Consider the following 26974-nt stretch of genomic DNA (forward strand, 5'->3'; position numbering starts at 1 on the left):
GAAATGAAAAAAACAGTTTTAATCGCAGGTTTATTCCTACTTAGTTCGGCTGCTATCCAAGCACAAGAGGTACAAAAAGAAGAATCTACTGCTATACTTCCAGAAGTAGCAGTTGCAGAAGTGGTAGAAAGCGTTGTCTCAGAAGTTCCAATGATGACTGCTGAGGAGCTAAAGGCCTTCAACCAGCAACAAAAACAAATTGAACGCGAGAGAAAAGCGGAGCTAAAAAAGCAAAAAGAAATCGCTAAGAGCCAAAAGAAGATGCAAAAGCTAACGGACAAACTAAACAAAACAAAAGCGAAATACAACAAGGAAAATGACGCGTTTAACCGTGATATGGCCTTGGGTAAAATTGCCCCTGTTCAAGAGCTAAAAATCAAAACTAAATTGCATAAGTTTCAAACAGAAATTGCCAATTTAGAGTTCGAATTTAAAGCCGAAGAATACAAATACGAAAATCTTACAAAATAAGAAAAAAGCGAAACTTAAGTTTCGCTTTTTTTATTAACTAGTAAAGGTTCAACGCTTTATAAAACTAAAAAACCGATAACAAAAGCTATCGGTTTCTTCTTGTGTGGTGCCTCCAGGAATCGAACCAGGGACACAAGGATTTTCAGTCCTTTGCTCTACCAACTGAGCTAAGGCACCAGTTGCTTGTTTTAGTTTAAAATTTGTGGTGCCTCCAGGAATCGAACCAGGGACACAAGGATTTTCAGTCCTTTGCTCTACCAACTGAGCTAAGGCACCAGTTGCTTGTTTTAGTTTAAAATTTGTGGTGCCTCCAGGAATCGAACCAGGGACACAAGGATTTTCAGTCCTTTGCTCTACCAACTGAGCTAAGGCACCAATTGACTTTTAGTAGTGAACTTTTGTTCTCTTAAGCGGTTGCAAATATATAATACTTTTTTATTCTTACAAAACATCCAAGTCAATTTTTCTTTATTTATCTTTGTTCTACAAAGCAATCAAACCATGATCTACACCCTTGATATCGGAAACACCAGAACCAAACTCGCTATGTTTGAAAACAATAGCCTTTTAAAAACCGAATATCTTTCAACAAAAAATCTACAAGAAGAATTATTATTTTTTTTTAAAAAAAATGATACAAAGCCTAAAATCGTACTAGCAAGTGTGGTTTATCTGGATCCTAATCTTCAAAATTGGCTTCAAACCAATACCGATTTAGTTCAGATTACCGCCACTACTCCTCTTCCGTTGATCAACTGCTATAAAACACCCCATACCTTAGGCATCGATCGTTTAGCAGTAGCTGCGGGGGCAACAATTCTATATCCCAATACAGCCCGTTTGATTATCGATGCAGGTACTTGTATCACGTATGACTTTGTCAATGCCGAAAATCAATACCTAGGAGGAGCTATTTCCCCAGGGCTCCAATTGAGATATAAAGCACTAAACGATTACACAGCCAAACTCCCCTATCTTCAATCTGAAGAAATTTCTTACTATATTGGTCAAAATACAGAAGAATCAATTCAATCGGGTGTCATCAACGGAATTATTGCAGAAATAGACAATATTATCAATCGTTATAAAAAAGATTATGCCGATTTAACAATAATTTTAACGGGTGGGGATACACTTTTTTTGGCTAAAAGATTAAAAAATATAATATTTGCTAATCCAAACTTTCTATCTGAAAGTTTGAACCATATATATCAATACATAATTGAAAATGATAAAAAAAATCATTCTTAGCTTTAGCCTTATTTTATCCGCTCAAGCTTTCGCTCAGCAAGGAACCGCTTCTCCCTATTCCTATTACGGGATTGGAGATCTAGGTTACCATGGTACAAATGAATATAAAGCTATGGGAGGTAATAGTGTGTATTCTGATAGTTTACACTTAAACTTGATGAATCCAGCCGCTATTAGCCAATTAAAAGCTACTACTTTGTCTATTGGCTCAACCTCTAAATTCTACAATTTTAAATCAAACGACAATAGCGATAACATAAAGCGTCAATCCCTTGATTATTTCGCCTTAGGTTTGCCTATCAATAGAAAAACAACTGTAGTTTTCGGATTACAGCCGTATTCTAATACGGGTTACAAAATTGAAAGGGAACTAACCAATGACCTTGAACAAAAAACAATGAGCCAACTTGAAGGTAAAGGTGGAATTAACCGCGTGTTTTTAGCCACTGGTTATGAAATCAACAAAAAAGTACAAGTTGGGGTTCAAGCAAGCTATTTCTTTGGAAATACAGATCACACCACACTACTCTCCATGACTGATGCAGGAGATGGTTTTGGTCTAATTTCAAGAACGAGTGAAACTAGAAGAATCGATTACAAGGGATATGAAATTAGAGGAGCTGTTCAATACCAAGGAAAATACAAAGATTACGATTGGCAAGCGAACCTTACCTATAGCCCAGAAACTAAACTAACCGCTGATAATTTAACTAATTTAAGGCTGTTAAACGGCAATGGGGCTATTATCGATTCTAAAGAAGTATTCAGAGCGAGTACAAACTTGACTAAGCCGCAAGAGTTAGCGCTTGGAGCTGGTATTGGAAAACATCTCAAATGGTTTGTTTCTGGACAATTCACCTACATTGAAAATAGCAAATTAGCAACAAGTTGGAACACTTCCCACTATTCAAAATTTGAAGACACAAAACGCTACGCTATTGGTGGATTCTATATTCCAAAATACAACAGTTTCACTAGCTATTTTGATCGCGTGGTGTACCGTGCGGGATTCCGTTACGAAAACACAGGTTTAGTATTGAAAAACGAATCAATCAATGATTATGCCTTTTCAGTAGGCGCGGGATTACCTTTGTTTGGACGTACTTTATCTAACATTAATATCGGACTTGAATACGGAAATAGAGGAACAAAAAACAGTGGGTTAATTAAAGAAAATTACTTTAACTTATCTATTGGCCTATCGTTGAATGACTTCTGGTTCTTAAAACGCAGATTCGACTAATACGCTTTACTCATGCTCGTAGCTAAAAAAACGCCTTTCCTTCTTTTAGCGCTTTGTATCCTAACGGTCTTTTCTTGTGAAAGCAACTTCAAAGACATTCAAAAGATACACAACAAAGCGCCGTTTTATCCTGCGGGAATAGCGGAAAAAATGCAAGGTCAGTATGTAGATTCTGGAAGAGTTAAAGCCATTTTACTTAGCGATAAGATGCTTGATTACTCAACGGTTAAATACAAGTTCATCGAATTTCCAGAAGGCATTCATTTAACCTTCTTTGACAACGAAAACAACAAGAATACCGTAGTAGCAGATTACGCCATTCAATACACCGCAACAGAACTGGTAGATTTAAGAGGAAACGTGGTTATCACTACACACGACAATAAAAAATTAGAATCGGATCAATTGTATTACGACCAAAAGCGCGATTGGTTTTATACCAATGGCAAATACAAAGCTTCGACGGATCGCGACAACTTTACTCAAGGTGTTGGCGTTGACTTCGACGGAAAGCTAAACGTAATAAAGGCTAGAAATAGCTATGCAGAAAGTATTAAAAAAGAAAACTAAATCATGAAAGCATTACAGATTATACCCTTTTTATATTTATTCATTGCTTGTCTCTTTATTTTTGACGGCATTCACAAAATAACAGAAGGGGTTCCTTTCTCGGACTATTGGACAAGTTTTTTAGTCGCAGGTATTGCTGTATTTATGTTCTTCTTTAGAAGAAAATATAGCAAAAGAATGGTAGATCACTACAAAAAGAAATAAATCAAAATGCCTTGTTGAACTTAACAAGGCGTTTTTTTTAGTTTATCCCTTATTTATCTTTTTTAAAAATTTAGATCAATCACCTGTCTTTTACTAGCTAGAATCAAGCATTAAGTAAAAAATTTTATTTTTTAACAGCAAAAATCGTCGAGAAACGCATTCTTTCACTAAAATAATAGGTTTACCCCTTTTATTATTAAAGAGATAATTGTATTTTCGCTCTCTGAAAAAAATTACACATAATAAAAAAACATGGCAGTTTTATCAAAAATTAGACAAAAGTCGGCGCTGTTAATTGCAGTAATTGGTATTGCTTTATTAGCATTCGTTATTGGAGACGTAGTTAGAAGCGGAGGTGCTGGTGCTTCGAGAAATATTGGAAGCGTAAATGGCGAGGACATCAATACGCAGATTTTTCAACAGAAAGTTTCCCAAGCAGAGCAAGGGAATCAGATGAGCAGAAACCAAGCCTATCAAATGGTTTGGAATAACGAAGTGAATAATATACTGCTAAAAACAGAGTTCGAAAAATTAGGTTTACAAATCGGAAAAGAACAATTAATCAACGTAGTGAAAACCAACCCTATGTTTGCTAATAGTCCTGAATTCCAAAACCAACTAGGTCAATTTGACGTTGCAAAATTCAATGGATGGGTAATGCAAATGAAACAAGCAGGTCCAGAACAATGGCAAGCTTGGTTGAACTATGAAGTAGAATTAGAAAAATTTGGTTTGCAACAAATGTATGACGCTTTAATCAAAGGTGGTCTATATACAACGCAAACAGAAGCTAAATACTCTTACCATGGAGAGAACAGTAAAGTATCCTTCGATTACGTAACTGTTCCTTATAGCACAGTTAATGATGATGAGGCGAAAGTAAGTGATACTGAAATCACAACCTACATGAAAAAACACGAGAATAGATTCAAATCAGAACCTACGCGCGAGTTAACTTATGCTTATGTAGAGAGTAAACCTTCAGACCAAGATAAAGAAGAGGTAAAAGAAACTGTTCAAGCTTTCTTACTGCCAACAGTACAGTATAATGCTGAAACGAAAAAGAACGATACAATTGCTGGTTTCAAAGCAACTAGAGATTTAGCTGCTTTTGTTAACGCAAATTCAGATGTTAAATTTGACAGTGTTTACTACGCGAAAAAAGATTTACCACTAGAATATCAAGAGCAATTATACAACCTTCAACCAGGAGAAGTATTTGGCCCTTATTTATTTAATGACCACTACTGTATTTCTCGTGTTGTAAACAAAAAAGCGGGCGCTAAAGCAAACGCAGCTCACATTTTAATTGGTTATGCAGGAGCACCTCAAAGTGCAGCTACAAGAACAAAAGAAGAAGCAAAAGCAAAAGCAGAAGAAATTTTGAAAAAAGCAACGGCTGCTAATTTTGCTGAACTAGCTCAAGCAGAATCAGAAGATCCGGGATCAAAAGCAAACGGAGGTAAATACGAAGACATCGCTAAAGGTCAGATGGTAAAACCATTTGAAGACTTTATCTTCAACAACCCTTCAGGTAAAATAGGTGTAGTAGAAACAGATTATGGTTTCCACGTTATCCAAGTATTAGGAAAATCTGAAGGTGTACAAATTGCTACTTTAGCTAGAAAAATTGAAGCTTCTGAAGCAACAGCTGATGACACATTCTCAAAAGCAACTGCGATTGAAGCAGCTGCATCAACAGGAAGTTTTGTTGCTGAAGCAGAAAAATTAAATGCGATTGTTCAACAAGATGTTACAGTTCGTCCTTTTGATGAATACTTACAAGCAGTTGGAGCAAGAAGCGAAATCGTTTCTTGGGCATTTAACAAAGATGCTAAAGATGGAGATGTGAAGCGTTTTGATATTCCTGATGGATACATTATTGCAAAGATTGCATCTACAAACAACACAGGTCTATTACCAATAGAAGAAGCTAGAAAAATAGTAGAGCCAATCCTAATGAACGAGAAAAAAGCTCAAATCATTAGACAAAAAATGACAGGTTCAACAGTAGAAGAAGTATCGAAACAAACCAATGCTTCAGTTGCGGTTATCATGGATGTAACAAGACAAAATCCATTAATCACAAACATTGGTAATGAGCCACTAGTTGTAGGAACAGCGTTCGCAACAAATAAAAATGAAAGCTCAAAATTGATCGATGGTGTTAAAGGAGTGTACATGGTTAAAACAACACTAGTTACCTTAGCTCCAAACTTAGATCACTACAACAGCTACAAAACTAAAACAGAAGCTGTAGTTCGTTCAAGTGCTACTTCTAAAGTATTACAAGCTTTAAAAGATCAAGCTAAAATTAAAGACAACAGACTTGGAGTTATCCAATAAATCATATCAAAAGCCATCTACATTTAGATGGCTTTTTTATTCTCCTTCGTTTAACTAATAAAAATACCTTATTTTTGCCCAAACCTTTATATTAATAAGATACTTATGAAAGCATACGTTTTCCCTGGTCAAGGTGCTCAATTCACAGGAATGGGTAAAGATTTATACGAAAGTTCTCCAATCGCTAAAGCGTTATTCGATCAAGCAAATGATATTCTTGGTTTCAATATCACTGATATCATGTTTGAAGGAACTGCGGAACAACTGAAAGAGACGAAAGTTACTCAACCTGCGGTATTTTTACATTCTGTTATTTTGGCTAAAACAATTGAAAACTTCAAACCTGAAATGGTTGCAGGACACTCTTTAGGTGAATTTTCTGCTTTAGTTGCCAACGGAACTTTAGCCTTTGAAGATGCTTTACGATTAGTAGCTCAACGCGCAATGGCCATGCAAAAAGCATGTGAAATTACCCCTTCTACTATGGCAGCCGTACTAGGTTTAGAGGACGCTATCGTTGAACAAGTATGTAGCGAAATAGAAGGTGTAGTAGTTGCTGCTAACTATAACTGCCCAGGTCAATTGGTGATTTCTGGAGAAACTACAGCAGTTGAAAAAGCATGTGATAAATTAAAAGAAGCAGGTGCTAAAAGAGCCTTATTACTTCCTGTTGGCGGCGGATTCCACTCTCCAATGATGGAACCTGCTCGTACAGAATTGGCAGCAGCCATAGAAGCAACAACGTTCAATCAGCCAACTTGCCCTGTATATCAAAATGTACCTGCCGCTGCAGTAAATGACCCTGAAGTGATTAAAAACAATTTAATTGTACAATTAACGGCTCCTGTAAAATGGACACAATCCGTACAACAAATGATCGCAGATGGCGCTAGTAGCTTTACAGAAGTAGGACCTGGAAAAGTACTAACAGGCTTAATCAAGAAAATTGATAAAGACGCTGAAACACACAACGTTTAATACAAATAACCGATACTATATCACAAATCCTTGATCTCAAAAACATCAAGGATTTTCTATTTCAATCATTACCTTGGAAAAACTATCACTTCAAGAGTGGGTATTAATCTTTACACTCGCTAGCTTAACCGCCTTAGGTCCCCTAGCTATCGATATGTACCTGCCTGCGTTCCCAAAAATAGCCGCAGATTTACAAACGGATGTTAGCTACGTTCAAGTATCGCTATCTACCTTCTTAGGAGGTCTTGCTATTGGCCAATTATTTTGGGGACCTATATCAGATAAATACGGAGCCAAAAAGCCAATTATCCTATCCCTAACTATTTTTATACTCACATCTTTTGCCTGTCTCTATGTAACTGACATCAAAATGATGTGGGCGTATCGCTTTCTACAAGCTTTCGGAAGTAGCGGTGGATTAGTCATTGCGCGTTCTATAGTCAACAAGCGCTTTGACAAAGACAAAACACTCAAAATATTCAGCATACTAGCTCTTGTGGGCGGAATCGCCCCCATAGTAGCTCCAATTCTTGGTAATGCTGTTTTAAAATACTTTGATTGGCCGCATATCTTTACAGCAATGGGACTGTTTGCCTTGCTGAGTATTGCAATGACTTTTACTTTTCTAAAAGAAGACTTCTCCAATCGATTACCTACTTTAGAGGTAAGGTCTATCGCCCAAAACTATGTAAAACTGTTCAAAAATAAAACATTCATCACCTATACTTTTGTTGGAAGTATAGCCTTTAGTTGTTTGATGCTTTATATTTCTAACTCACCTGTACTAGTTATGGATGTAGGTGGACTAAGCAGCACCGCTTTTAGTGTCGTATTTATGGTCAATTCTTGCGGTTTGATGCTAGGGTCATTCCTAACTTCATCTTTTTTAAGAAAACGCCTAGAAGCCAAGCACATCATCACCTTCGGAACAAGCATACAGTTAGTTGCCGCTTTATTCCTCCTGCTCTTTATCTTGATGGAAATTTCTATTTACTATCAACTCATCCCCCTTTTCTTTTTCGTTTTGCCTTTAGGTATGCTTTTTCCAACTGCAACAACCTTGGCCTTGTCTCCTTTTAAAGCAGAATCAGGTATTGCCTCTGCCTTATTTGGCGCTTCTCAATTGACTTTTACCTTCTTGACCTCTGTTTTATTAAATACGTTAAACGACGGTTCTATGCACGTTGTAGCATTGTCTTTAGCCACTTGTGCGTTGTGTTCCTTACTTATCAATACACTGACAAACCAAAAACAAATAAAAAAGCCTTGATTTCTCAAGGCTTTTTTTATCTCAATTGGACTATCCTAAAAAGGCTTTTATTTCGTCCGTAATAAATTTAATCTGATCCGCTTCTAATTCAGAATGCATCGGTAAGGACAACACCTCTTTTACCAATTGGTTGGTAACAGGAAAATCCTCTTCTTTATAACGAGGATCTAAATAAGCCTTTTGGTTGTGCAATGGAATTGGATAATAAATAGCGCACGGAATTCCCTTGGCTTGCAAATGTGCCATTAATCCATTTCTATCCGCATTTACAATGCGCAAAGTGTATTGATGAAATACATGGCTATCTTCATCTCCTTCAACAACCGGAGTCATCACATTTGGATGATTCGCCAAAGCCGCTGAATATTGATTTGCAGCCTCTCTTCTCGCCTTATTATATTGATCTAAGCGTGGTAATTTTGCATTTAAAACAGCTGCTTGTAAACTATCTAAACGAGAGTTTACCCCAACTACATCGTGATGGTAACGCTCATACATTCCGTGATTCACGATTCCGCGAATGATATGTGCTAATTCATCGTCATTCGTAAAAATAGCCCCCCCATCTCCGTAACAGCCCAGATTTTTAGAAGGGAAGAAAGAAGTAGCGCCAACATGGGCAATTCCCCCCGTTTTTACTTTCTTACCATCAGCAAAAGTATAGCTTGCTCCAATACCTTGTGCATTATCCTCAATTACATACAAATTGTGTGCTGCAGCAATCTTCATAATCTCCTCCATATTAGCCACATGACCAAACAAGTGCACAGGTACAATAGCTTTTGTCTTAGGAGTAATTGCTCTTTTAATTGCTTCAACATCAATATTCATACTATTCGGACAAACGTCAACTAAAACGGGTGTTAGTTGTAATAAAGCAATAACTTCTACAGTAGCAGCAAAAGTAAAATCAGCCGTGATTACCTCATCACCAGGCTGTAAGCCAAGTCCCATCATCGCAATTTGTAATGCGTCTGTTCCATTTGCACATGGAATCACATGCTTAACCCCTAAATACTCTTCTAAATTAGCTTGAAAAGTATGCACTTGAGGGCCGTTGATAAATGCAGAAGATTCTAAAACTTCTTGAAAAGATTGATTAACTTCTTCTTTAATTCCTTCATATTGACTTTTTAAGTCAACCATTTGAATTTGTTTCATCACATTGGATTTAGTATCTCTAAGTCTCTTGCTCTTCCTTACTTCTAGAGCAAAACAACTCGACCGTCGATATGTTTTATAACTACAAAAATACTAATTTCTTTACATCAAAAATCTTTTCTTTACCAAAAGAAATGTAATTTCGCTAGATAAACCATTCTATATGCTATTTCTTTACAATCTACTTCTTCATATCGCTGTGGCAATCTTGTCTATCATTGCATTATTCCATGCAAAGATTAAGTTATTTGTTCAGGGACGACGAGCGTCTTTCTCCATTTTAAAACAAAACATCCAGCCTACCGATCGCGTATTCTGGATACACGTTGCCTCTTTAGGTGAATATGAACAAGGTCTTCCCATTATGGAAGAACTGAAACAACGATTTCCCGCTCATAAAATTGTGCTGACGTTTTTCTCTCCTTCAGGATATGAGGTTAAAAAAAATAATACCCTAGCAGACGCTACCTTGTATCTGCCTATGGATACAAAAAAGAATGCCAAAACTTTCCTTAAACTCGCACATCCAGAAAAAGTGTTTTTCGTCAAATACGAATATTGGCCCAACTACCTTGATCAATTAAAAAAACAAGCTATTGACACCTATTTAGTTTCAGGTATTTTTAGGCCTAATCAAGTATTCTTTAAGTGGTATGGTGGTTTCTATCGAAAAGCACTCACTGCTTTCACGTATTTTTTTGTTCAAAATGAACAATCAAAACAATTGCTATCTACCCTACAGTTAAACAATAGCGAAGTAGTAGGTGATACGCGTTTTGATCGCGTAAGTCAAATCTTAGAAAACGACAATACGCTTCCTTTTTTAGAAGAACTTACACAAGGAAAAACAAAACAAACGCTTGTTGTAGGAAGTTCATGGCCCCAAGATGAAAAGATTATCGTGGACTATATTAACCAACTCGCTGATGAAGAATTAAAAATCGTTCTTGCCCCGCACAATATTAAATCAGAGCAAATCAAGCAGCTGTATGAATCCATACAAAAACCCAAACAACTCCATTCACTTTATGTAGCAGGAACAACTGATCTATCCCAAACCCAAGTTTACATTATTGATGCTTATAGTTTATTGACTAAAGCCTATAGCTATGCCACTGTTGCTTATGTTGGAGGCGGATTTGGCGCGGGCATTCACAATATTTTAGAAGCTGCGACCTTTGGTGTTCCCATTCTTATTGGGCCGAATTACAAGAAATTTCAAGAAGCTAAAGATCTCATCCAACTGGGTAGCTGCATAGTTATTAACAATGAAGAGGACTTTATCAACAATCTAGAGAAGTTATTAACAAACAACACCTATCGCGGTGAATTAAACACGATCAGCTCTACCTTTATTCTAGCTAATAAAGCAGCAACAAAAAGGATAATTAATCACATATTCAAGTAAAAACAAACTAGTTACAACAAAAAAAGAACGAATAAAGAATAAACAAAAGTTATTAACAAACAGATTATTTTTATCCAAATACAATTGTTAATAACTCGGTTAACTACTAGCAAAGACTGCTGTAAAAACAAAAAAAGGTAAGTAAACACTTTTGTTTACTTACCTTTTATACTATGAATTAATAATTACACTATAGGTAACTTATAGAAAGTTAGAGGTATATAAAATTTAGATCCATACCGAATGAGCAAGATAAGCCAAATTATCGATTGACACAACAGTTTTTATTTGATTTCTAAAAACTAAGTCGTTAAATACTTGATTTTTTATCTACAGCCTTTCTATTTAAGGAGGATCTCACTTTTTTCACCCTCCCCTAGAGAAACAGCTATAGAATCCTCTTTTTTTTAACACCCTTTGCTATTCATCACGTATCCCCCTCATCAATCACAGGTATCCCTAAAGGTAAGAGGAGAAATAAAAACCAACAATAATGGAACATCTAGTTCAATTAACGTTGATTTTGATCACATACACTATTAAAAATCACCTTTTTATTTATCTACCCGTCAAAAAAAAATATTTTTTTTCTCAAAATATACTTAAAATCAAGGAAGCTACGGCAAACTACCCAACCTATTAGATGAATAGTTGTATCTTGCCTTGCATAAAAACCTAACGAACACTTTTATGAAATTAAGATTAAAAAACGCATTTAAACTGCTCGTTGCACTCCTTATTGTTCCTGTTTACGGTCAACAAGGAGGAATGTGGATTCCTTCATTATTAGAAGGGATGAATGAAAAAGAGATGACAACCTTGGGAATGAAAATGTCTATTCAAGATATTTACGATGTAAATAACTCCAGCATGAAAGACGCCGTTCCCCACTTTAATGGGGGTTGTACCTCAGAAGTCATTTCTGCCCAAGGATTACTCTTGACGAATCACCATTGTGGATACGGTCAAATTCAATCGCATTCTTCGGTGGAACACGACTATTTAGCAGAGGGATTCTGGGCTAAAACTCAAGCAGAAGAATTGCCAAATGACAACTTAGAAGTTACTTTTATTGTGCGTATCGAAGATGTTACTGCAGCAGTTATGCATGGAGTAAAAGCAAAGGATACAGAAATCCAAAAACAAGAAAAAATAAAAGCGAATATTTCTCGTACAGTTGCCACTTTTCCTAAAAAAGATTGGCAAGAAAACAAGATCAAGTCTTTTTATGAAGGGAATCAATATATTTTATTTGTAACAGAGACCTTTAAAGACGTTCGTTTAGTAGGAGCACCGCCTTCTTCTATTGGTAAATTTGGTTCAGATACAGACAACTGGGTATGGCCACGTCACACGGGAGATTTTGCCTTATTCCGCATTTATGCAGATCAAAACAATCGCCCTGCAGCTTATGCTGAAGACAACGTTCCTTATACTCCGAAACACTTCTTCCCAATTTCATTAGATGGAGTAGCACAAGATGATTTCACTATGGTATTTGGATATCCTGGACAAACACAAGAATACTTGCCTTCTTACGCAATTGAGCAAATCATCAATGACTTAAATCCTGCAAAAATTGGAGTAAGAGATGTTGCGTTAAAGATCACGGATGAATATATGCGCAATGATCAAGCCATTAAAATTCAATATGCTTCTAAATACGCTGGAACAGCGAATTATTGGAAAAAATGGATTGGAGAAAGCCAAGGTTTAAAGAAGAGTAACGCCGTAGCAGCTAAAAAAACGTTTGAAGAAGACTTTGTTAACAGAGCGAAGAAAAGCAAAAATGCGAAAGAATACACTGCTATTCTACCGCAATTCGAAAAATTATACCGCGAAATTGCTCCTTATTCATTAAGTAGAGACTATTTCATGGAAGTTGCTTTGCGCAATGGAGAGTTACTAGCTACCGCTTGGCGTTTATCTGCAATTGAAAACACTTTAAACAATCAAGCGCAATTTGAAAGCAGAAAAGCTAGTCTCTTACAATCGCAAGAGCGCTTCTACAAAAACTACAATAAGAATGTAGACCAAGATGTCTTCAAAGCTATTGTTACGTTATATAAAGAAAAAGCACCAAAAGCACATTTAGCACCTGCCTTACAACAAGCAGATGTAGCTGCTTTGACACAAGAAATCTATACGCAAAGTAAATTGACTTCTTATGAGGGGTTAAAAGAATTATTACATGGAGATGCAAACCAAGTAAAAGCGGCATTACAAGCAGATAAAGGCTATGTTTTTGCCAAGCGTTTATTTGATAACTACGAAGCAAACATTCTTCCTAAATACGAAGCATTAGATCGCGAAATCAAAGCACTACAACGCACCTATATGAAAGCGCAATTAGAGCTTTATCCTGATGCGAGAATTTTCCCTGATGCAAACAGCACATTACGCGTAACGTATGGAAAAGTGGATGGTTACGGTCCTAAAGATGCGATTTACTATGAGCCTGTTACACACTTAGAGGGAATCATCGAAAAATACGTTCCTGGGGATTACGAATTTGACGTACCTGCGAAGCTAATTGAGCTTTACAATACTAAAGATTATGGAGTATATGGAGAAGACGGAAAGTTACCCGTGAACTTTATTGCTACAAACCACACTACAGGTGGAAACTCAGGTAGTCCCGCTATTGATGCTCATGGAAACTTAATTGGATTAAATTTTGATCGCGTTTGGGAAGGCACCATGAGTGACATCTATTATGATCCTGCTATTTGTAGAAATATTATGGTAGATGCTCGCTATATTTTATTCATTATCGATAAGTTTGCAGATGCAAAACACCTAATAAATGAAATGAAATTGGTAAATCCAAAAAATAATAAAAAATAATTGATTGATTTTCAATTGATTATAAAACATTTTTTTGTAGAAAAATATTTTACAAAAACAAATTATTGAATAATATATTTTCTATATTTGTATCGAATTAATAATTAACTTTTATAACTTTAGTAAAATGAAAAAAATCGCATTAAGCATTGCTTTAGTAGCTATGATGGGAGTATCTTTTGTTTCTTGTAAAGACACTGCAAAAGAACCAGCTCAAGAAGAAGTAACAACTACAGAAGAAGTAGTAGCTCCAGCTGAGGAAGCTCCTGCAACTGAAGAAGTTGTAACTGAAGAGGCTCCAGCTACAGAAGAGGCTCCAGCTACAGAAGAAGCTCCAGCTACAGAAGAAGTTGCTAAATAATTTTAGCTAGCAATAAAAAAAAAGCTCCCACAAGGTGGGGGCTTTTCTTTTTTATATCCGTTGGCATTTATTTATTCAAATCGAGTAATTCTTCTATAATCTTTCTTTCATTTGATAAACGTGGAACTTTGTGTTGTCCTCCTAATTTATCACTTACTTTCAACCAATCGTAAAACAATCCTTGACGTGCTTGATGCAGTACCAAAGGATTTAAAGTCATATTATTGTAGCGTTTCGCTTCATAATCGGAGTTAACCTCTTGGATACATTGGTCAAGTACCTCAGCAAACTTAGTTAAGTCTTGTGGTGCCTTAGTAAACTCAATCATCCATTCGTGTGCCCCTTTTTCCTTGCCTACCATAAAAATTGGCGCTACTGTATATTCCGCAATTTCTACTTGAAACAAGGAACACGCTTTAGCTAAGGCTCGGTCTGTATTTTCAACCATTAACTCCTCTCCAAAAACATTAATATGGTGTTTTGTTCGTCCTGTAATTTTAATTCGATAAGGCAATAGACTAGTAAAACGCACCGTATCCCCAATTAAATAGCGAACTAATCCCGCATTCGTTGTAATAAGCATGGCGTAATTCTTCCCTACTTCAACACCGCTCAAGGGTATTATTCGTTGAGCACTTGTACCAAAAGTATCCATAGGAATAAATTCATAAAAAATACCATAATCCAACATCAATAAAAGCTCATTGCATCCATTTTGATCTTGAATCGCAAAAAATCCTTCCGATGCATTGTAAATCTCATAATATTTAAATGAATCACTAGGCAACAGCTTGTGATATTGTTCTTTATAGGGTTCGAAACTCACTCCTCCATGAAAGTATACTTCTGCATTAGGCCATAAGTCCAACAAACTCCCCCTTCCCGTTTCTTGCATAATCTTGTTAAATAGAACCAACATCCAAGAAGGAACCCCCATAAAGCTAGTGACATTTTCGTCTTGTACTTCCTTGATAATCGCATTCATTTTGGTTTCCCATTCCGCCATCAACGAAGTCTTATTGGAAGGTGTACTACTAAACTCCGCCCAAAAAGGCATATTATCAATTAAAATAGCAGATAAGTCGCCGAAAATCGTGTTGTTATCTTCGTACAGTTGTTTACTTCCCCCTAGACGAAGTCCTTTTCCCGTAAATAACTGTGAGTTTTCATTGTTATTGAGATACAAACACAACAAATCTTTTGCCGCTTTATAATGACAGTTTTCTAAAGCTTCATTGCTAACAGGAATGAATTTGCTCTTCGCATTTGTTGTACCACTTGATTTAGCAAACCAACGAATAGGTTCTGACCAAAAGATATTACTTTCTCCTCTCCTTGCTCTTTCAATAAAAGGCTCAAATTCTTCATACGTATACATTGGTACGCGTTCTGCAAATGTTTCATAGTTTTTAATACTAGCATAATCATATTGCTTACCTAGTAATGTTTTTTCATTTGCCTTAATCAAGCTTAAAAAAACATCATTTTGTACCTCATTCGGGTATTTTCGAAATAAATCTATTTGATGAATTCTCTTTTTTAGAATCCACGAAGCAATAGAATTAACAATTGTCAGCGCCATATTTACATTATTAATAAAGTAACTCTCTTTTCCTTGTAAAAAGAGGATCTAAACAATAAAAATTGTTTTTGTACTTTTACTCCTTACCCAAAAATAACAATTTTATTTATGCTATACGAAGGAGTTTTAAACAAAATGCAGACGGAATGGAGCAGTCCGATTGAATACTATTTAGTCTTTCAAAATAACTTCATTAATTTAAACCAAGTCCTTGATCGACCGCTCAAGATTACCTTTGTTGATTATGAGTGTTTGAACTGTGGAGTACACAAAAAAATATTTCGCCAAGGTTTTTGCTATGAGTGTTTTTATGCAAGTCCTGCGGTTGGTGATTGGATTATGCGTCCAGAATTGAGTACGGCACATTTAGGTATTGCAGATCGGGATTTGGATTATGAGAGTAAAGTACAACTACAACCTCATATTGTTTATCTCGCGGCATCTAGTGATGTTAAAGTTGGCGTAACGAGAAAAACACAAGTACCTACGCGCTGGATCGACCAAGGAGCTTCAAGTGCTATTGCACTAGTAGAAGTACCCAATCGCTATTTAGCGGGAATTACAGAAGTTGCCCTAAAAGATCTCTTTACAGATAAGACCAATTGGCGCAAAATGCTGCAAAACGACATCATTGAAACAGATTTAGCAGGTATTAGAAATACCTTACTCGATAAACTTCCTAAGGAAGTACAACCCTACTTTACTTCTACTACAGCAGAAGTGTATCAATTGAACTATCCTGTATTGGAGTTTCCCTCTAAAATAAAAAGTTTAAACTTGGAGAAAACCCCTTCTTATCAAGGTATTTTAAAAGGAGTTAAAGGTCAGTATTTACTATTTGAAGACGGAACTGTTTTCAATATTAGAACCTATGAGGGTTATGTCGTTCAAATTGACATTGAATAAAAAAAGGAAGCTAAATGTTTCCTTTTTTATTCAATGTCAATTTATTTTCAATATCTTCTATTCTGAGATATACCTTTCCCTACAAACGATCCTCTTTAGGCTTCATGTAAATACCGTGTTCAATTCGCTCTATACTCTGTTTCTTTTCTAATCGGAAAAGCATTTGACGAATATTATGAGCTGTACCATAAGCGATAAAATCATCCCATTAAAAAAGGAGTAAAGCTTTAAAACTCTACTCCTTTTATTGAATTTTTATCCTGTATCGGTTTTTCAGGACTAGTCTTTATTCACTTTTCTTTTTTCCAAAGAGATCTTTCAATCCCTTTCCTATTTTATCAACTGTTTCTTCTGTTTCACTCTTTTTCTTTTCTCCTTCTTCACTCTGTGTTCCTTCTGTATTATCCTTATTCTTAGTTCCTCCACCGAGTAAATCCTTCAAGGCATCTTTTCCTTTATCAAGGTATTTATTCGCTTGATCTTCCGCAATTTGCTTGGTCAGATTCGTTACGACTTCATTCATATTTGTTCCTACTTTAGGCGCGCTGAAGTTACCCGTTAAATCCACTTTTACCGGAATAGCCTCGTATTTAGTACTTTCTTGTGGGCTTAATTTAGTTAATAGGCTCGCTACATCTGATCCTAGCATTTTTGCTGGCACTTTAAAGTCTAAGGCGTAATTCATTTGTTGATCAAAACCGTGCTCTCCTGAAATTTGAACATTCATATCTTTCACTTTCAGATCAAAAGGTGATACTTGTACTTTACCGTCTTTAAATTTTAAGTGAATGCGTTTATTGTTCAAATCCAATTTACTCAAATCAATAAACTTCACAGCTGAATCCAAAGATGAAAGCAGTTTTGAGTTTGCAACATTCACTTGTGAATTTAAGATATCACCTGTTAAATCACCTGAGAGTGTATTCATAATAGGTGAAAAATCACTGCCTTCTAACTGTCCATCTAATTTAATATTAGCATTGATATTTCCGGCGATGATTCCCGCAATTGGTGCAATTTTTTTCAAGAATTCAAACTGCGTAAATGTTTCTTTAATATCGAGCGTATTCAAACCTAAATCCATTGCGAATTTCGGTTGTTTTTCTTTCGTTGACACATCGCCTGCAAATGCCAATTTTCCTCCAAAGATATCCGTGGTCATATTTTCTAAACGCGCCGTTTCATCTTTGACGATTAAACGTCCTTTTACGTTCTTCAAGGTCAGATTATCATAGACCACTGTTTTGGCATCTGCATTAATGGTACAATCTAAGAAAGCTGGTATTTTTAAAGCTTCTGTTGATGGAGTGGATTTAGCTTTATCCTCTTTCGGTTTATCTGTTGTAGGAGCTGTGGTATCTTCTTTCAATAAATCCGCTAAAATGAAGTTAGTTGAACGCACATTAAAGTTTCCTTTCAATGTTTGCTTATTAAATAAGAAACCATACAAATTATCCAAGCGTCCATCTGCTGTAACGTCAGTTTGTCCTGTTACTAAAGCAAATTTATTCAAACTCACGTGATTGGGGTTAAATGAAATCGCTGCTTCTTTGATATCCAATGGCTTTGCCATAGCATCCGATGCAAAATGGAAATTCGTCAAACTAATATCACCTGCATTCTTGATGTTTTGATATTGACTTTTTTCTACGGAGTTCATGTCAAAATTCGTTGTTACATTCGCTTTTAAAATTCCCGTTAGCGGAATATCCATTGTTACAGGATAGGCTTTAGTAACATTAGCTAAATTAATCACTCCATTCAACTTCGCATCAACAAGTGGATTTTCACTTAAATTCTTAATATTTGCACTCGCGTTAAATACATCTTGATCAATTTTAAAAGACAATTTGTTTAAATCTACATAGGTGTCTTTCATCAATCCTGTCTTATTCACTATCTGCATATCTAAGTTGATTTGCTCAACCGCCTTAGGTAAATCTGGATACTTAAAGGATGCATTATTGGCTGCCATCTCAATTGCCAAGGTTGGAATTGTTGTTTCTGTAAGCATGCCCTTAACTTGTCCGGCTACTCTAAAATCCCCAGTTGTAGTGACTCCTTTAAGTCCACCTGCATAAGCTTCGGGAATTAACCCTAAGAAGTTTTTAAAATCAGAATCAGGCGTAGCAAAAGACAAATCAAAAGCTTGTCCTTGTTCTACCAGTTGCACTTGACCGTCAAATTGTAAAGGCAACTGATTAATCAACGCTTTATTTTCTTTGAAGCTATAAATTTGTTGATCCATATCCATACCAATGAGGGCATCCAATGAAAGCTGTACCTGATTGAGGAAAGAAGTTCCATCCATAACAAAAGAAACCTTCGCTTTCGATTTAGTATATAGATCCAAAACATTGGCTGTTAAATTTCCTTTTCCTTCGTGATTAAACTCCTCAATCACCACCTTCATCTTTGAACTCAAATCCGTATACGCAATGAGAGAATGTTCAATTTGATAGTGTTTTAAAGCTAACGAAAAAGGAGTATCTTCTTTGGTATCGTCCTCCTCTTTTTCCTCCTCCTCTTTCAAGGCAATATCATAGTTGGCAATTCCCTGTTCATTGACAATAACATTGATTTTAGCTTCTTTCAATTGGATTTCCTCAATATTCATCGGTTCATTTGCTCCATTGAACAACTCCATCACCGACATTTTCAATCCAATTGTCTGCGCATAGACTAACGTATCTCCTTCAAAAGGAGCTGTATTCACTACAGTTAATCCTTCAATACTAACCGTTGCTTTAGGAAAGTTTTTCAGCAAGCTCAAATTCACCTTATCAAACGAAACAGTTGCTGTTAAGTTGTCATTGATTGTCTTTAATACTAAATCTTGAATTTTTCCTTTAAACAAAAAGGGAGCCGCAAGGAGTAATAAGAATATCCCTAGCACAACGCCTCCGATCCATAACCAAATTTTCTTCTTCATAATCAATTAATTTTATACAAAATAACAAAAAAAAGAGTCAACTCCATATGATGAGTTAACTCTTTCCTTCTATTAAGTAAATCTTAACCTATTGAATTTTAATTTCGAACGGCATAATCGCTTGTGCTCCTTTGAGGGAATTGAAGTAATTTAATCGCTCCATCATTTCGAAGTTCTCTTGACCAATTTTTTCTTTTAGCAATTCATCTTGCGTTTGCATAATAGAAGCACCTAAGAAATTGCGCAATAAATCATTGATTTTTAACTCATACTCAGGGTAGCTTACCACTTTATAATCTTCGATTTCAACTTTATTTGCGGCATAAGCAATCGCATCGCCTAGTCCTCCTAGTTCATCAACCAGACCTTTTTCTTTTGCATCTACTCCAGTCCAAACACGTCCTTGTGCGATTTCATCTACTTGCTCGAACGTCATCCCACGACCGGCCGCCACGCGGTTAACGAAGGTCTCATAGATAAACTCAATACTTTCTGTTACTTCTGTTTTAAAAGATTCATCTACTTTTCTGAACGGACTATACGAAGCTGCATTTTGATGTGTTTTCACTTGTTCCGCATTCACACCGTATTTAGTTGCTAGTGTACTAAAGTTAGGCAACATCCCAAACACTCCGATAGATCCAGTAATTGTAGCAGGATCAGCAAAGATGTGATCAGCTCCACTAGCGATGTAATATCCACCAGAAGCAGCTAAATCTCCCATAGAAACAATAACAGGTTTTACTTTCTTCGTCAATTCAATTTCTCTCCAAATAAGGTCTGAAGTTAAAGCGCTACCTCCTGGACTATTTACGCGCAATACAATTGCTTTTACCTTATCGTTTTTACGCGCTTTTTGCAACGCTCTATTGATCGATCCTTCACCGATAAAGCTTACATTACCTTCACCGCTTAAAATTTGTCCTTGTGCGTAAATTACAGCAATTTGATCACTACTTGCTTTTTTCACCGTTGGACCACCTGCTTTGATATATTCTAAAATATCAATTTTATTGTAGTCTTTGTCTTGTGCAACGCCTAACGCCTTTTTAATTCCTGCATGATACTCATCCTCATAAGCCACTTTATCTACCAGTTTCGCCTCTAAAGCGCGTTCTGGTGTTCTAGCTGCTAAATTGGTAGCAATCTCATTCAAGCGATCAACGCTAATGTTTCTGCTTTTAGAAATATCATGAACTAACGTACCCCAAATGGAATTTAAGAATACAGTGATTTGCTCTCTATTGGCTTCACTCATTTGTTTTTCTAGGTACGGCTCAACTGCACTTTTGTACTTACCATGACGAATAACCTCCATGTGTACTCCTGTTTGATCTTGTAACCCTTTTAAGTATAGTATTTCAGTTGACAATCCTCTAAAGTCAACCCCACCTACTGGATTCACATATACCGTATCTGCAACTGAGTTCAAGTAATACTCCCCTTGTGTTAGTACATTCGCATAAGAAACAACAAATTTGCCACTTGATTTAAAATCTTGTAGTTTCTCTCTAATTTCTCTGCGCTGAACGAATCCTAAAGTAGAAACGTTATTTAACATTGAGATTCCCTTGATGCGATCATCGTTTTTCGCTTGTTCAATAGCCATCAAAACGTCAGAAACACCATCTTTGTTTTCATCGTTAAAGCTAAAGTCTTTATAGCTAAATTTCCCTCCATAATCATACTGTACGGTAGACAAGTCTAAGCTAAGTACAGCGTTATTTTTGACAATCACTTTCTCTGAGCTTCCTGCCGCTGCTGCAATAGCAACAAAAATAAAAAACAACAAGCCGAAAAAGATAAATAACCCGACTATGGTTGCTAACAAGTTTCTTAAGAATTTCATAGTATTATATTTTAGTCTATTAGTAGATTCGATCAAACAAATGTTACAATAAAATGTTTTTCCCGTTCAATATCTCCACAAAGTTAGCATTAATTCAACTTTCTTTTACTTACTTTTGTGCTATGAATACGCAGAACAGGCTAATTTTATCTCTTGGAACGAATCAAGGAGACAAGAAAGCAAACCTACAAGAAGCTATAGATCTAATTCACAATGAAATAGGAACTATCATTACACTTTCTCCAATTTATGAACTTCCAGCTTGGGGATTTGAAAGTGAGCCTTTTTTCAATTGTGCTTTAGTCGCACATACCCTCTTTGATGCCCAAACAGCGCTTGTCAAAATCTTAGAGATAGAGAAAAAACTAGGGCGAATCCGAACCGAACAAATTGGGTATGCCGCCCGAGTTATTGATATAGACATTATTGCTTACAATAATGAGATTATCAATGAATCCAATTTAGTAGTGCCACATCCCTTAATGCAGGATCGTCTTTTTGTATTACAACCTATGTCTGATTTGCAACTAGATTGGATTCACCCCATCCTCAAAAAAAATGTTGCTCAATTAATACGCGATTGTAAAGACCAAACTACCTTTCAAAAAGTAGATGTGTTATTGACCAAGTTACAATCCCACCCACTGAGAAAATTGAATTTTGTAGCAATTGAAGGAAATATTGGAGCAGGAAAAACAACGCTTACGCATCGCATTGCAGAAGATTTCAATGCCAAGAGTATTTTTGAAGGTTTTGCCGATAATCCATTTTTACCCAAATTTTATCAGGATGCCAATCGCTACGCTTTTCCATTGGAGATGTCTTTTTTAGCCGATCGTTATTCTCAGCTTTCGGATGATCTAGCGCAATTTGATTTATTCAAAGAATTTATTATTGCCGATTACTATATTTTTAAATCGTTGATTTTTGCTCAAATCACTTTAGAAGAAGATGAATTTCGCTTATACCAACAAGTCTTTGACATTATGTATAAAGAAACACCTAAACCTGATTTATATGTCTTTCTTTATCAAAATACAGATCGCTTGTTAGAAAATATTCAAAAAAGAGGACGCTCCTATGAGAGTGATATTTCAGGACAATATTTGGATAAGGTAACTCAGGGCTATTTCAACTTTATGAAAACCATTCCAACAGAAAAAGTTTTAGTCATTGATATCTCAGATTTAGACTTTGTTGCCAATCAAGCTGATTACATTTTTATCTTAGATCAAATCGAAGCAAAACTAGCTAAATAAAAAAAGCTCCAATAACTTTGTGTTTATTGGAGCTTTTCCTTTTTATTGCATTTGCTGAAATAAATCCCAAACAACAATTCCTGCACTTACTGCTATATTCAGCGAGTGTTTCGTTCCTATCTGTGGTATTTCAATTACCCCATCACTCAAATCGACAACACCTTGTGAAACACCTTTCACTTCATTTCCGAATACTAAGGCATATTTTTTATCTGCTTCTATTTGAAAATCATTCAACATCACACTGTTTTCTACTTGTTCAATGGCTTGTACGGATACACCTTCTTCTTTTAAACGGGCTACAACCTCAACAACGTCTTTGACATATTCCCAAGCCACGGTTTCCGTTGCTCCTAAAGCAGTTTTGTGTATTTCTTTATTGGGTGGAGTCGCTGTTATCCCACACAAGTATACTTTTTCTACCAAAAATGCATCACATGTTCTGAAAACAGATCCGATGTTGTGCAAACTTCTTACATCATCTAAAATCACAACAATTGGCGTTTTTTCTGATGTTTTAAATTCATCAACACTTTTTCTATCTAATTCGCTATTGGCTAATTTTCGCATAATACTCAGCTATATTTCTGCAAAAGTATTGATTATACCGATACTCCCCCACTATTTAACCTAGTAAAATAAAAAACAACACAAAAATCACTTTTTTATTAAAATTTCTACCAACACCTCTACACTTTTAACTAATATTTGATATAGAATACTTGTTCAACCTGTAGGAGTTCAATAATTTTGCGGGTTAAAATTCAACTATGATCCACGAAATAATCAAAAAAATAATTACCTCTGCCGTCTTCATTTATACCATCCGCTGTCTAATTGGCTTCTGCATTGGCTATTATCTTTTTATTCATTTCAAAGATCACGAGACACTTTGGACGATAATTTCCATTATTTTGGTTATTTCACCAGAAGGTCAAAATTCGAAAAAATTATCTATTGAGCGATTTAAATCGAATTTGGTTGGATCTGTGGTAGGGTTAATTTGCTTGGAAATTCACACGCCTAACTTGTATGTAATTCTCTTTGGAATTGTGTTAACCATACTCATCTGTTATTTCTTTAAAATCCTCAATATGGCACGTGTGGCTTTAGTCGCCTTGGTTATTATACTAGTTCAACCCAGTACAGGAATAACAGAGATGACGCCATTATTTCGTTTTTTAGCCGTTACAATTGGCTGTGTCATTGGATTGACGATTGTGATTCTTACCTCCATCCCAATCCGCCGATTAAAACGTTATTATGACATCCCTTTATCGTAAAAAATCTATTGCTTTTAGCTATCTCAGTAATCTTACTGTATATTTGTGCATTCGTACTACTACCTAAAAAACACATCTATGGCAGCGAAAGAAAAAGTGACAAAAGAAACTCCATTAATGAAGCAATACAATGAAATAAAGGCAAAGTATCCCGATGCTTGTCTGTTGTTTCGCGTGGGGGATTTTTATGAAACTTTTGGAGAAGACGCCGTTCGAACAGCTCAAATTTTAGGAATCACCTTAACCAAGCGAGGGGCAGGAACTTCAAGTGAAACAGAGTTAGCGGGTTTTCCTCATCATGCGGTAAATGTTTATCTACCCAAACTGGTTAAAGCTGGGCTTCGCGTAGCGATCTGTGATCAGTTGGAAGATCCCAAGATGACAAAAACGATTGTTAAGAGAGGGGTTACAGAATTAGTAACTCCTGGTGTAGCATTGAACGATGAAGTTTTACAATCTAAATCCAACAACTTTTTATGTGCGGTTCACTTTACTAAGAAAGCGTTAGGTATTGCTTTTTTGGATGTGTCAACAGGAGAATTTTTCACTGCTGAAGGGGATGAGGAATACATCGATAAATTGTTGCAAAACTTCAATCCCAGTGAGATTTTAGTTCAAAAAAACAATAAAATTTCCTTTCAACAGCAATTTGGTTCTACTTACAATCTCTTCTTTTTAGATGATTGGATTTTTAAAGAAGATTTTGCTTTTGAGTCACTTACTAAACACTTTCAAACCAATTCACTAAAGGGATTTGGCATTGAAGATTTAACGGATGGTATCATTGCTTGTGGTGCTGTGTTATACTATCTTTCAGAAACACAACACACGCGTATTAAACACATTTCAAACATTCAACGCATTGCAGAAGATGCTTATGTTTGGATGGATCGTTTTACCATTCGCAATTTAGAATTATATCAAAGCAGTAATTTTAATGCGATTACGCTTTTGGATGTGATTGACAAGACACTTTCTCCCATGGGGGGTCGACTACTCAAACGTTGGCTAGCATTGCCTTTGAAAAAGAAGAAAAACATTGTGGAACGCCATGAAGTAGTAGCATTTCTTACACAACAACAAGATACATTGGCTCATTTCCAAAGCCAAATAAAAAAAATATCCGACTTAGAGCGCTTGACCTCAAAGATTGCTACGGGAAAAGTATCTCCACGAGAACTTTTGTATTTAAAAGAATCTTTAGACGCAATTATACCAATCAAAATGCAAGCCTTAAAGAGCCAAAACAATTCGCTGAAGGGAATTGGTGATCAATTACACGATTGTGGCTTGTTGAGAGAGCGAATTGCACAAACGATTCACCCTGATGCTCCCGTGTCGATTAGCAAAGGAAATGCGATTGCTTTTGGAGTGAATGAAGAGCTAGATGAATTGCGCAATATTTCCTCTACTGGCAAAGGATACTTGGATGAGATGGAGCAGAGAGAGAGTCAAAATACAGGTATACCCTCTTTAAAAATAGCGTTCAACAACGTGTTTGGCTACTATATTGAAGTGCGCAATACCCATAAAGACAAGGTTCCAACAACGTGGATTCGCAAGCAAACCTTAGTTAATGCAGAGCGCTATATTACAGAAGAATTAAAAGCATACGAAAACAAAATTTTAGGTGCTGAAGAAAAGATAAGCCAAATTGAAGGGCAACTCTATGACGAATTTGTACACTGGTGCGCACAGTATATTCAACCTGTTCAATTGAATGCTCATCTAGTCGCTCAATTGGACTGTTTGTCTTCTTTTGCTCAACTAGCACTAGATAACAATTACGTGCGTCCTATTCTCGATGATAGCTATGATTTAGAAATCAAAGAAGGACGTCATCCTGTCATTGAAAAACAATTGCCTTTTGATAAGCCCTATATTACCAATGATGTATTTTTAAACAATACAGCCCAGCAGATTATCATGATAACCGGACCGAATATGTCGGGGAAATCTGCCATATTACGTCAAACAGCGTTGATTGTTCTTTTGGCTCAAATGGGATGTTTTGTCCCTGCAGCATCCGTACGCATGGGAGTTGTGGATAAAATATTTACCCGCGTTGGCGCTTCAGATAATATTTCTATGGGTGAATCTACCTTTATGGTCGAGATGAATGAAACCGCTTCTATTTTGAACAATATTTCAGATCGAAGTTTGGTATTATTGGATGAAATTGGCCGTGGAACCAGTACATATGATGGAATCTCCATCGCTTGGGCGATTGCGGAATTTCTACATCAACATCCCGCTAAACCCAAAACACTGTTTGCTACCCATTATCACGAGTTAAATGATATGCAAGAACATTTTGAAGGTGTAAAAAACTACAATGTTTCGGTAAAAGAATTAAAAGACAATGTGTTGTTCATTCGCAAATTAGTACCTGGAGGAAGTGCACATAGTTTTGGTATTCACGTCGCCAAAATGGCTGGGATGCCACAAATCGTAATAAATAGAGCTCAAAAGATGCTAAAGCAATTGGAGAAAACACATCGAAATGAGGAGGACACAGGTTTAAAACCCGCAGAACAAGATTTACAATTGAGTATTTTTAATATTGATGACCCACTTTTAGCTAGTTTAAAAGATGAATTATCGGTGATTGACATCAATACGTTAACTCCTGTAGAGGCTTTAATGAAACTACATGAACTAAAAAAACTGATTCAATAAGTAAAAAATAAATCGATAAATAGCGTACAATCGACTTACATCAACAAGTAGGTCGATTTTTTTATAAAAAAATTCACCTTTTTACCTCCTGACTACCAAACGCTTAAAAAGTTCATCAAAAAATAATGCAATTGTACATTTGTACAAGTAAAAAATTATACTACATTTGCACTCGCATTACAGAAATAATGCACGATCATACAACGCTTGCGAAAATAGCTCAGTTGGTAGAGCGCAACCTTGCCAAGGTTGAGGTCGCGGGTTCGAACCCCGTTTTTCGCTCGAGAGTATTTTTCAGCTCGAGTGGTGGAAGTGGTAGACACGCTGGACTTAAAATCCAGTGAACAGTAATGTTCGTGCGGGTTCAAGTCCCG

The 26974-nt window shown here is 36.2% G+C and carries 21 protein-coding genes and 4 tRNA genes; 16 read left to right on the top strand and 9 right to left on the bottom strand.

The window, feature by feature from the left end:
* Positions 1-3: 3 nt before the first annotated feature.
* Positions 4-471 (top strand): hypothetical protein, encoded by a 468-nt coding sequence (locus ACPDG9_RS00880; RefSeq protein WP_430525978.1) that lies wholly within the window; start codon positions 4-6, stop codon positions 469-471.
* 104 nt (positions 472-575) lie between these two features.
* Here ACPDG9_RS00880 and ACPDG9_RS00885 read toward each other — a convergent pair.
* The 3 genes from ACPDG9_RS00885 to ACPDG9_RS00895 all read right to left on the bottom strand — a co-directional run bounded on the left by ACPDG9_RS00885 (position 576) and on the right by ACPDG9_RS00895 (position 846).
* Positions 576-648: transfer RNA gene (locus ACPDG9_RS00885), tRNA-Phe, on the bottom strand.
* 26 nt (positions 649-674) lie between these two features.
* Positions 675-747 (bottom strand) — tRNA-Phe (locus ACPDG9_RS00890).
* Positions 748-773: 26 nt separating this feature from the next.
* Positions 774-846: transfer RNA gene (locus tag ACPDG9_RS00895), tRNA-Phe, on the bottom strand.
* A 126-nt stretch (positions 847-972) separates the two neighbouring features.
* Here ACPDG9_RS00895 and ACPDG9_RS00900 point away from each other — a divergent pair.
* The 7 genes from ACPDG9_RS00900 (at position 973) to ACPDG9_RS00930 (ending at position 8333) form a co-directional block, all read left to right on the top strand.
* Positions 973-1722 carry a type III pantothenate kinase gene (locus ACPDG9_RS00900; RefSeq protein ID WP_430525979.1) on the top strand — a complete coding sequence of 250 codons (750 nt, stop codon included), beginning with the start codon at positions 973-975 and terminating at the stop codon, positions 1720-1722.
* The gene (locus ACPDG9_RS00905; RefSeq protein WP_430525980.1) at positions 1700-2965 is read left to right on the top strand and encodes a hypothetical protein; all 1266 of its coding nucleotides are present in this window, start codon (positions 1700-1702) and stop codon (positions 2963-2965) included. The genes ACPDG9_RS00900 and ACPDG9_RS00905 overlap by 23 nt, the downstream gene beginning before the upstream one ends.
* A gap of 12 nt (positions 2966-2977) precedes the next feature.
* Complete coding sequence (gene lptC / locus ACPDG9_RS00910) at positions 2978-3535, top strand: LPS export ABC transporter periplasmic protein LptC (protein ID WP_430525981.1); 558 nt, start codon at positions 2978-2980, stop codon at positions 3533-3535.
* A gap of 3 nt (positions 3536-3538) precedes the next feature.
* Positions 3539-3739: a hypothetical protein gene (locus ACPDG9_RS00915; RefSeq protein WP_430525982.1), complete on the top strand. Its 201-nt coding sequence runs from the start codon at positions 3539-3541 to the stop codon at positions 3737-3739.
* A gap of 252 nt (positions 3740-3991) precedes the next feature.
* Positions 3992-6085: a peptidylprolyl isomerase gene (locus ACPDG9_RS00920; protein WP_430525983.1), complete on the top strand. Its 2094-nt coding sequence runs from the start codon at positions 3992-3994 to the stop codon at positions 6083-6085.
* Positions 6086-6190: 105 nt separating this feature from the next.
* A complete protein-coding gene (gene fabD, locus ACPDG9_RS00925; protein ID WP_430525984.1) occupies positions 6191-7063 on the top strand; it encodes an ACP S-malonyltransferase in 873 nt (290 codons plus the stop codon).
* 73 nt (positions 7064-7136) lie between these two features.
* The gene (locus tag ACPDG9_RS00930) at positions 7137-8333 is read left to right on the top strand and encodes a multidrug effflux MFS transporter (RefSeq protein ID WP_430525985.1); all 1197 of its coding nucleotides are present in this window, start codon (positions 7137-7139) and stop codon (positions 8331-8333) included.
* A 30-nt stretch (positions 8334-8363) separates the two neighbouring features.
* Here the strand turns inward: ACPDG9_RS00930 and ACPDG9_RS00935 are convergent, their stop codons facing one another.
* Positions 8364-9494, bottom strand: a complete 1131-nt coding sequence (locus tag ACPDG9_RS00935) for a DegT/DnrJ/EryC1/StrS family aminotransferase (RefSeq protein WP_430525986.1) — start codon at positions 9492-9494, stop codon at positions 8364-8366.
* A 163-nt stretch (positions 9495-9657) separates the two neighbouring features.
* Here ACPDG9_RS00935 and ACPDG9_RS00940 point away from each other — a divergent pair, with 163 nt between their 5' ends.
* The 3 genes from ACPDG9_RS00940 (at position 9658) to ACPDG9_RS00950 (ending at position 14110) form a co-directional block, all read left to right on the top strand.
* Positions 9658-10902 (top strand): 3-deoxy-D-manno-octulosonic acid transferase, encoded by a 1245-nt coding sequence (locus ACPDG9_RS00940; protein WP_430525987.1) that lies wholly within the window; start codon positions 9658-9660, stop codon positions 10900-10902.
* A 690-nt stretch (positions 10903-11592) separates the two neighbouring features.
* Positions 11593-13749, top strand: coding sequence for a S46 family peptidase (locus ACPDG9_RS00945; protein WP_430525988.1), 2157 nt, complete (start codon positions 11593-11595; stop codon positions 13747-13749).
* 127 nt (positions 13750-13876) lie between these two features.
* A complete protein-coding gene (locus ACPDG9_RS00950; protein ID WP_430525989.1) occupies positions 13877-14110 on the top strand; it encodes a hypothetical protein in 234 nt (77 codons plus the stop codon).
* Between the two features lie 67 nt (positions 14111-14177).
* On the opposite strand, the gene ACPDG9_RS00955 is transcribed toward ACPDG9_RS00950, so the two are convergent.
* Positions 14178-15692 (bottom strand): GH3 auxin-responsive promoter family protein, encoded by a 1515-nt coding sequence (locus ACPDG9_RS00955; protein WP_430525990.1) that lies wholly within the window; start codon positions 15690-15692, stop codon positions 14178-14180.
* A gap of 108 nt (positions 15693-15800) precedes the next feature.
* Between ACPDG9_RS00955 and ACPDG9_RS00960 the strand changes: the two genes are divergently transcribed.
* Positions 15801-16598: a DUF2797 domain-containing protein gene (locus ACPDG9_RS00960; RefSeq protein WP_430525991.1), complete on the top strand. Its 798-nt coding sequence runs from the start codon at positions 15801-15803 to the stop codon at positions 16596-16598.
* 79 nt (positions 16599-16677) lie between these two features.
* Here ACPDG9_RS00960 and ACPDG9_RS00965 read toward each other — a convergent pair whose 3' ends face one another.
* The 3 genes from ACPDG9_RS00965 to sppA all read right to left on the bottom strand — a co-directional run bounded on the left by ACPDG9_RS00965 (position 16678) and on the right by sppA (position 21379).
* Positions 16678-16794 carry a DUF6088 family protein gene (locus tag ACPDG9_RS00965; RefSeq protein WP_430526002.1) on the bottom strand — a complete coding sequence of 39 codons (117 nt, stop codon included), beginning with the start codon at positions 16792-16794 and terminating at the stop codon, positions 16678-16680.
* 90 nt (positions 16795-16884) lie between these two features.
* Complete coding sequence (locus ACPDG9_RS00970) at positions 16885-19530, bottom strand: AsmA-like C-terminal region-containing protein (protein ID WP_430525992.1); 2646 nt, start codon at positions 19528-19530, stop codon at positions 16885-16887.
* 88 nt (positions 19531-19618) lie between these two features.
* Complete coding sequence (sppA, locus tag ACPDG9_RS00975) at positions 19619-21379, bottom strand: signal peptide peptidase SppA (RefSeq protein WP_430525993.1); 1761 nt, start codon at positions 21377-21379, stop codon at positions 19619-19621.
* 122 nt (positions 21380-21501) lie between these two features.
* Here sppA and folK point away from each other — a divergent pair, with 122 nt between their 5' ends.
* A complete protein-coding gene (gene folK, locus ACPDG9_RS00980; RefSeq protein WP_430525994.1) occupies positions 21502-22638 on the top strand; it encodes a 2-amino-4-hydroxy-6-hydroxymethyldihydropteridine diphosphokinase in 1137 nt (378 codons plus the stop codon).
* Between the two features lie 42 nt (positions 22639-22680).
* Here folK and ACPDG9_RS00985 read toward each other — a convergent pair whose 3' ends face one another.
* On the bottom strand, positions 22681-23208 hold the full coding sequence (locus ACPDG9_RS00985; protein WP_430525995.1) for an RNA methyltransferase: 528 nt from the start codon (positions 23206-23208) through the stop codon (positions 22681-22683).
* A 200-nt stretch (positions 23209-23408) separates the two neighbouring features.
* Here ACPDG9_RS00985 and ACPDG9_RS00990 point away from each other — a divergent pair, with 200 nt between their 5' ends.
* The 3 genes from ACPDG9_RS00990 to ACPDG9_RS01000 all read left to right on the top strand — a co-directional run bounded on the left by ACPDG9_RS00990 (position 23409) and on the right by ACPDG9_RS01000 (position 26882).
* Positions 23409-23921, top strand: coding sequence for an FUSC family protein (locus ACPDG9_RS00990; protein WP_430525996.1), 513 nt, complete (start codon positions 23409-23411; stop codon positions 23919-23921).
* Positions 23922-23999: 78 nt separating this feature from the next.
* A complete protein-coding gene (mutS, locus tag ACPDG9_RS00995) occupies positions 24000-26600 on the top strand; it encodes a DNA mismatch repair protein MutS (protein WP_430525997.1) in 2601 nt (866 codons plus the stop codon).
* 209 nt (positions 26601-26809) lie between these two features.
* Positions 26810-26882 (top strand) — tRNA-Gly (locus tag ACPDG9_RS01000).
* Positions 26883-26974 lie beyond the last annotated feature (92 nt).

Origin of the sequence: Myroides sp. C6-3, assembly GCF_050522425.1 — a bacterium.
Classification (GTDB): Bacteria; Bacteroidota; Bacteroidia; order Flavobacteriales; family Flavobacteriaceae; genus Flavobacterium.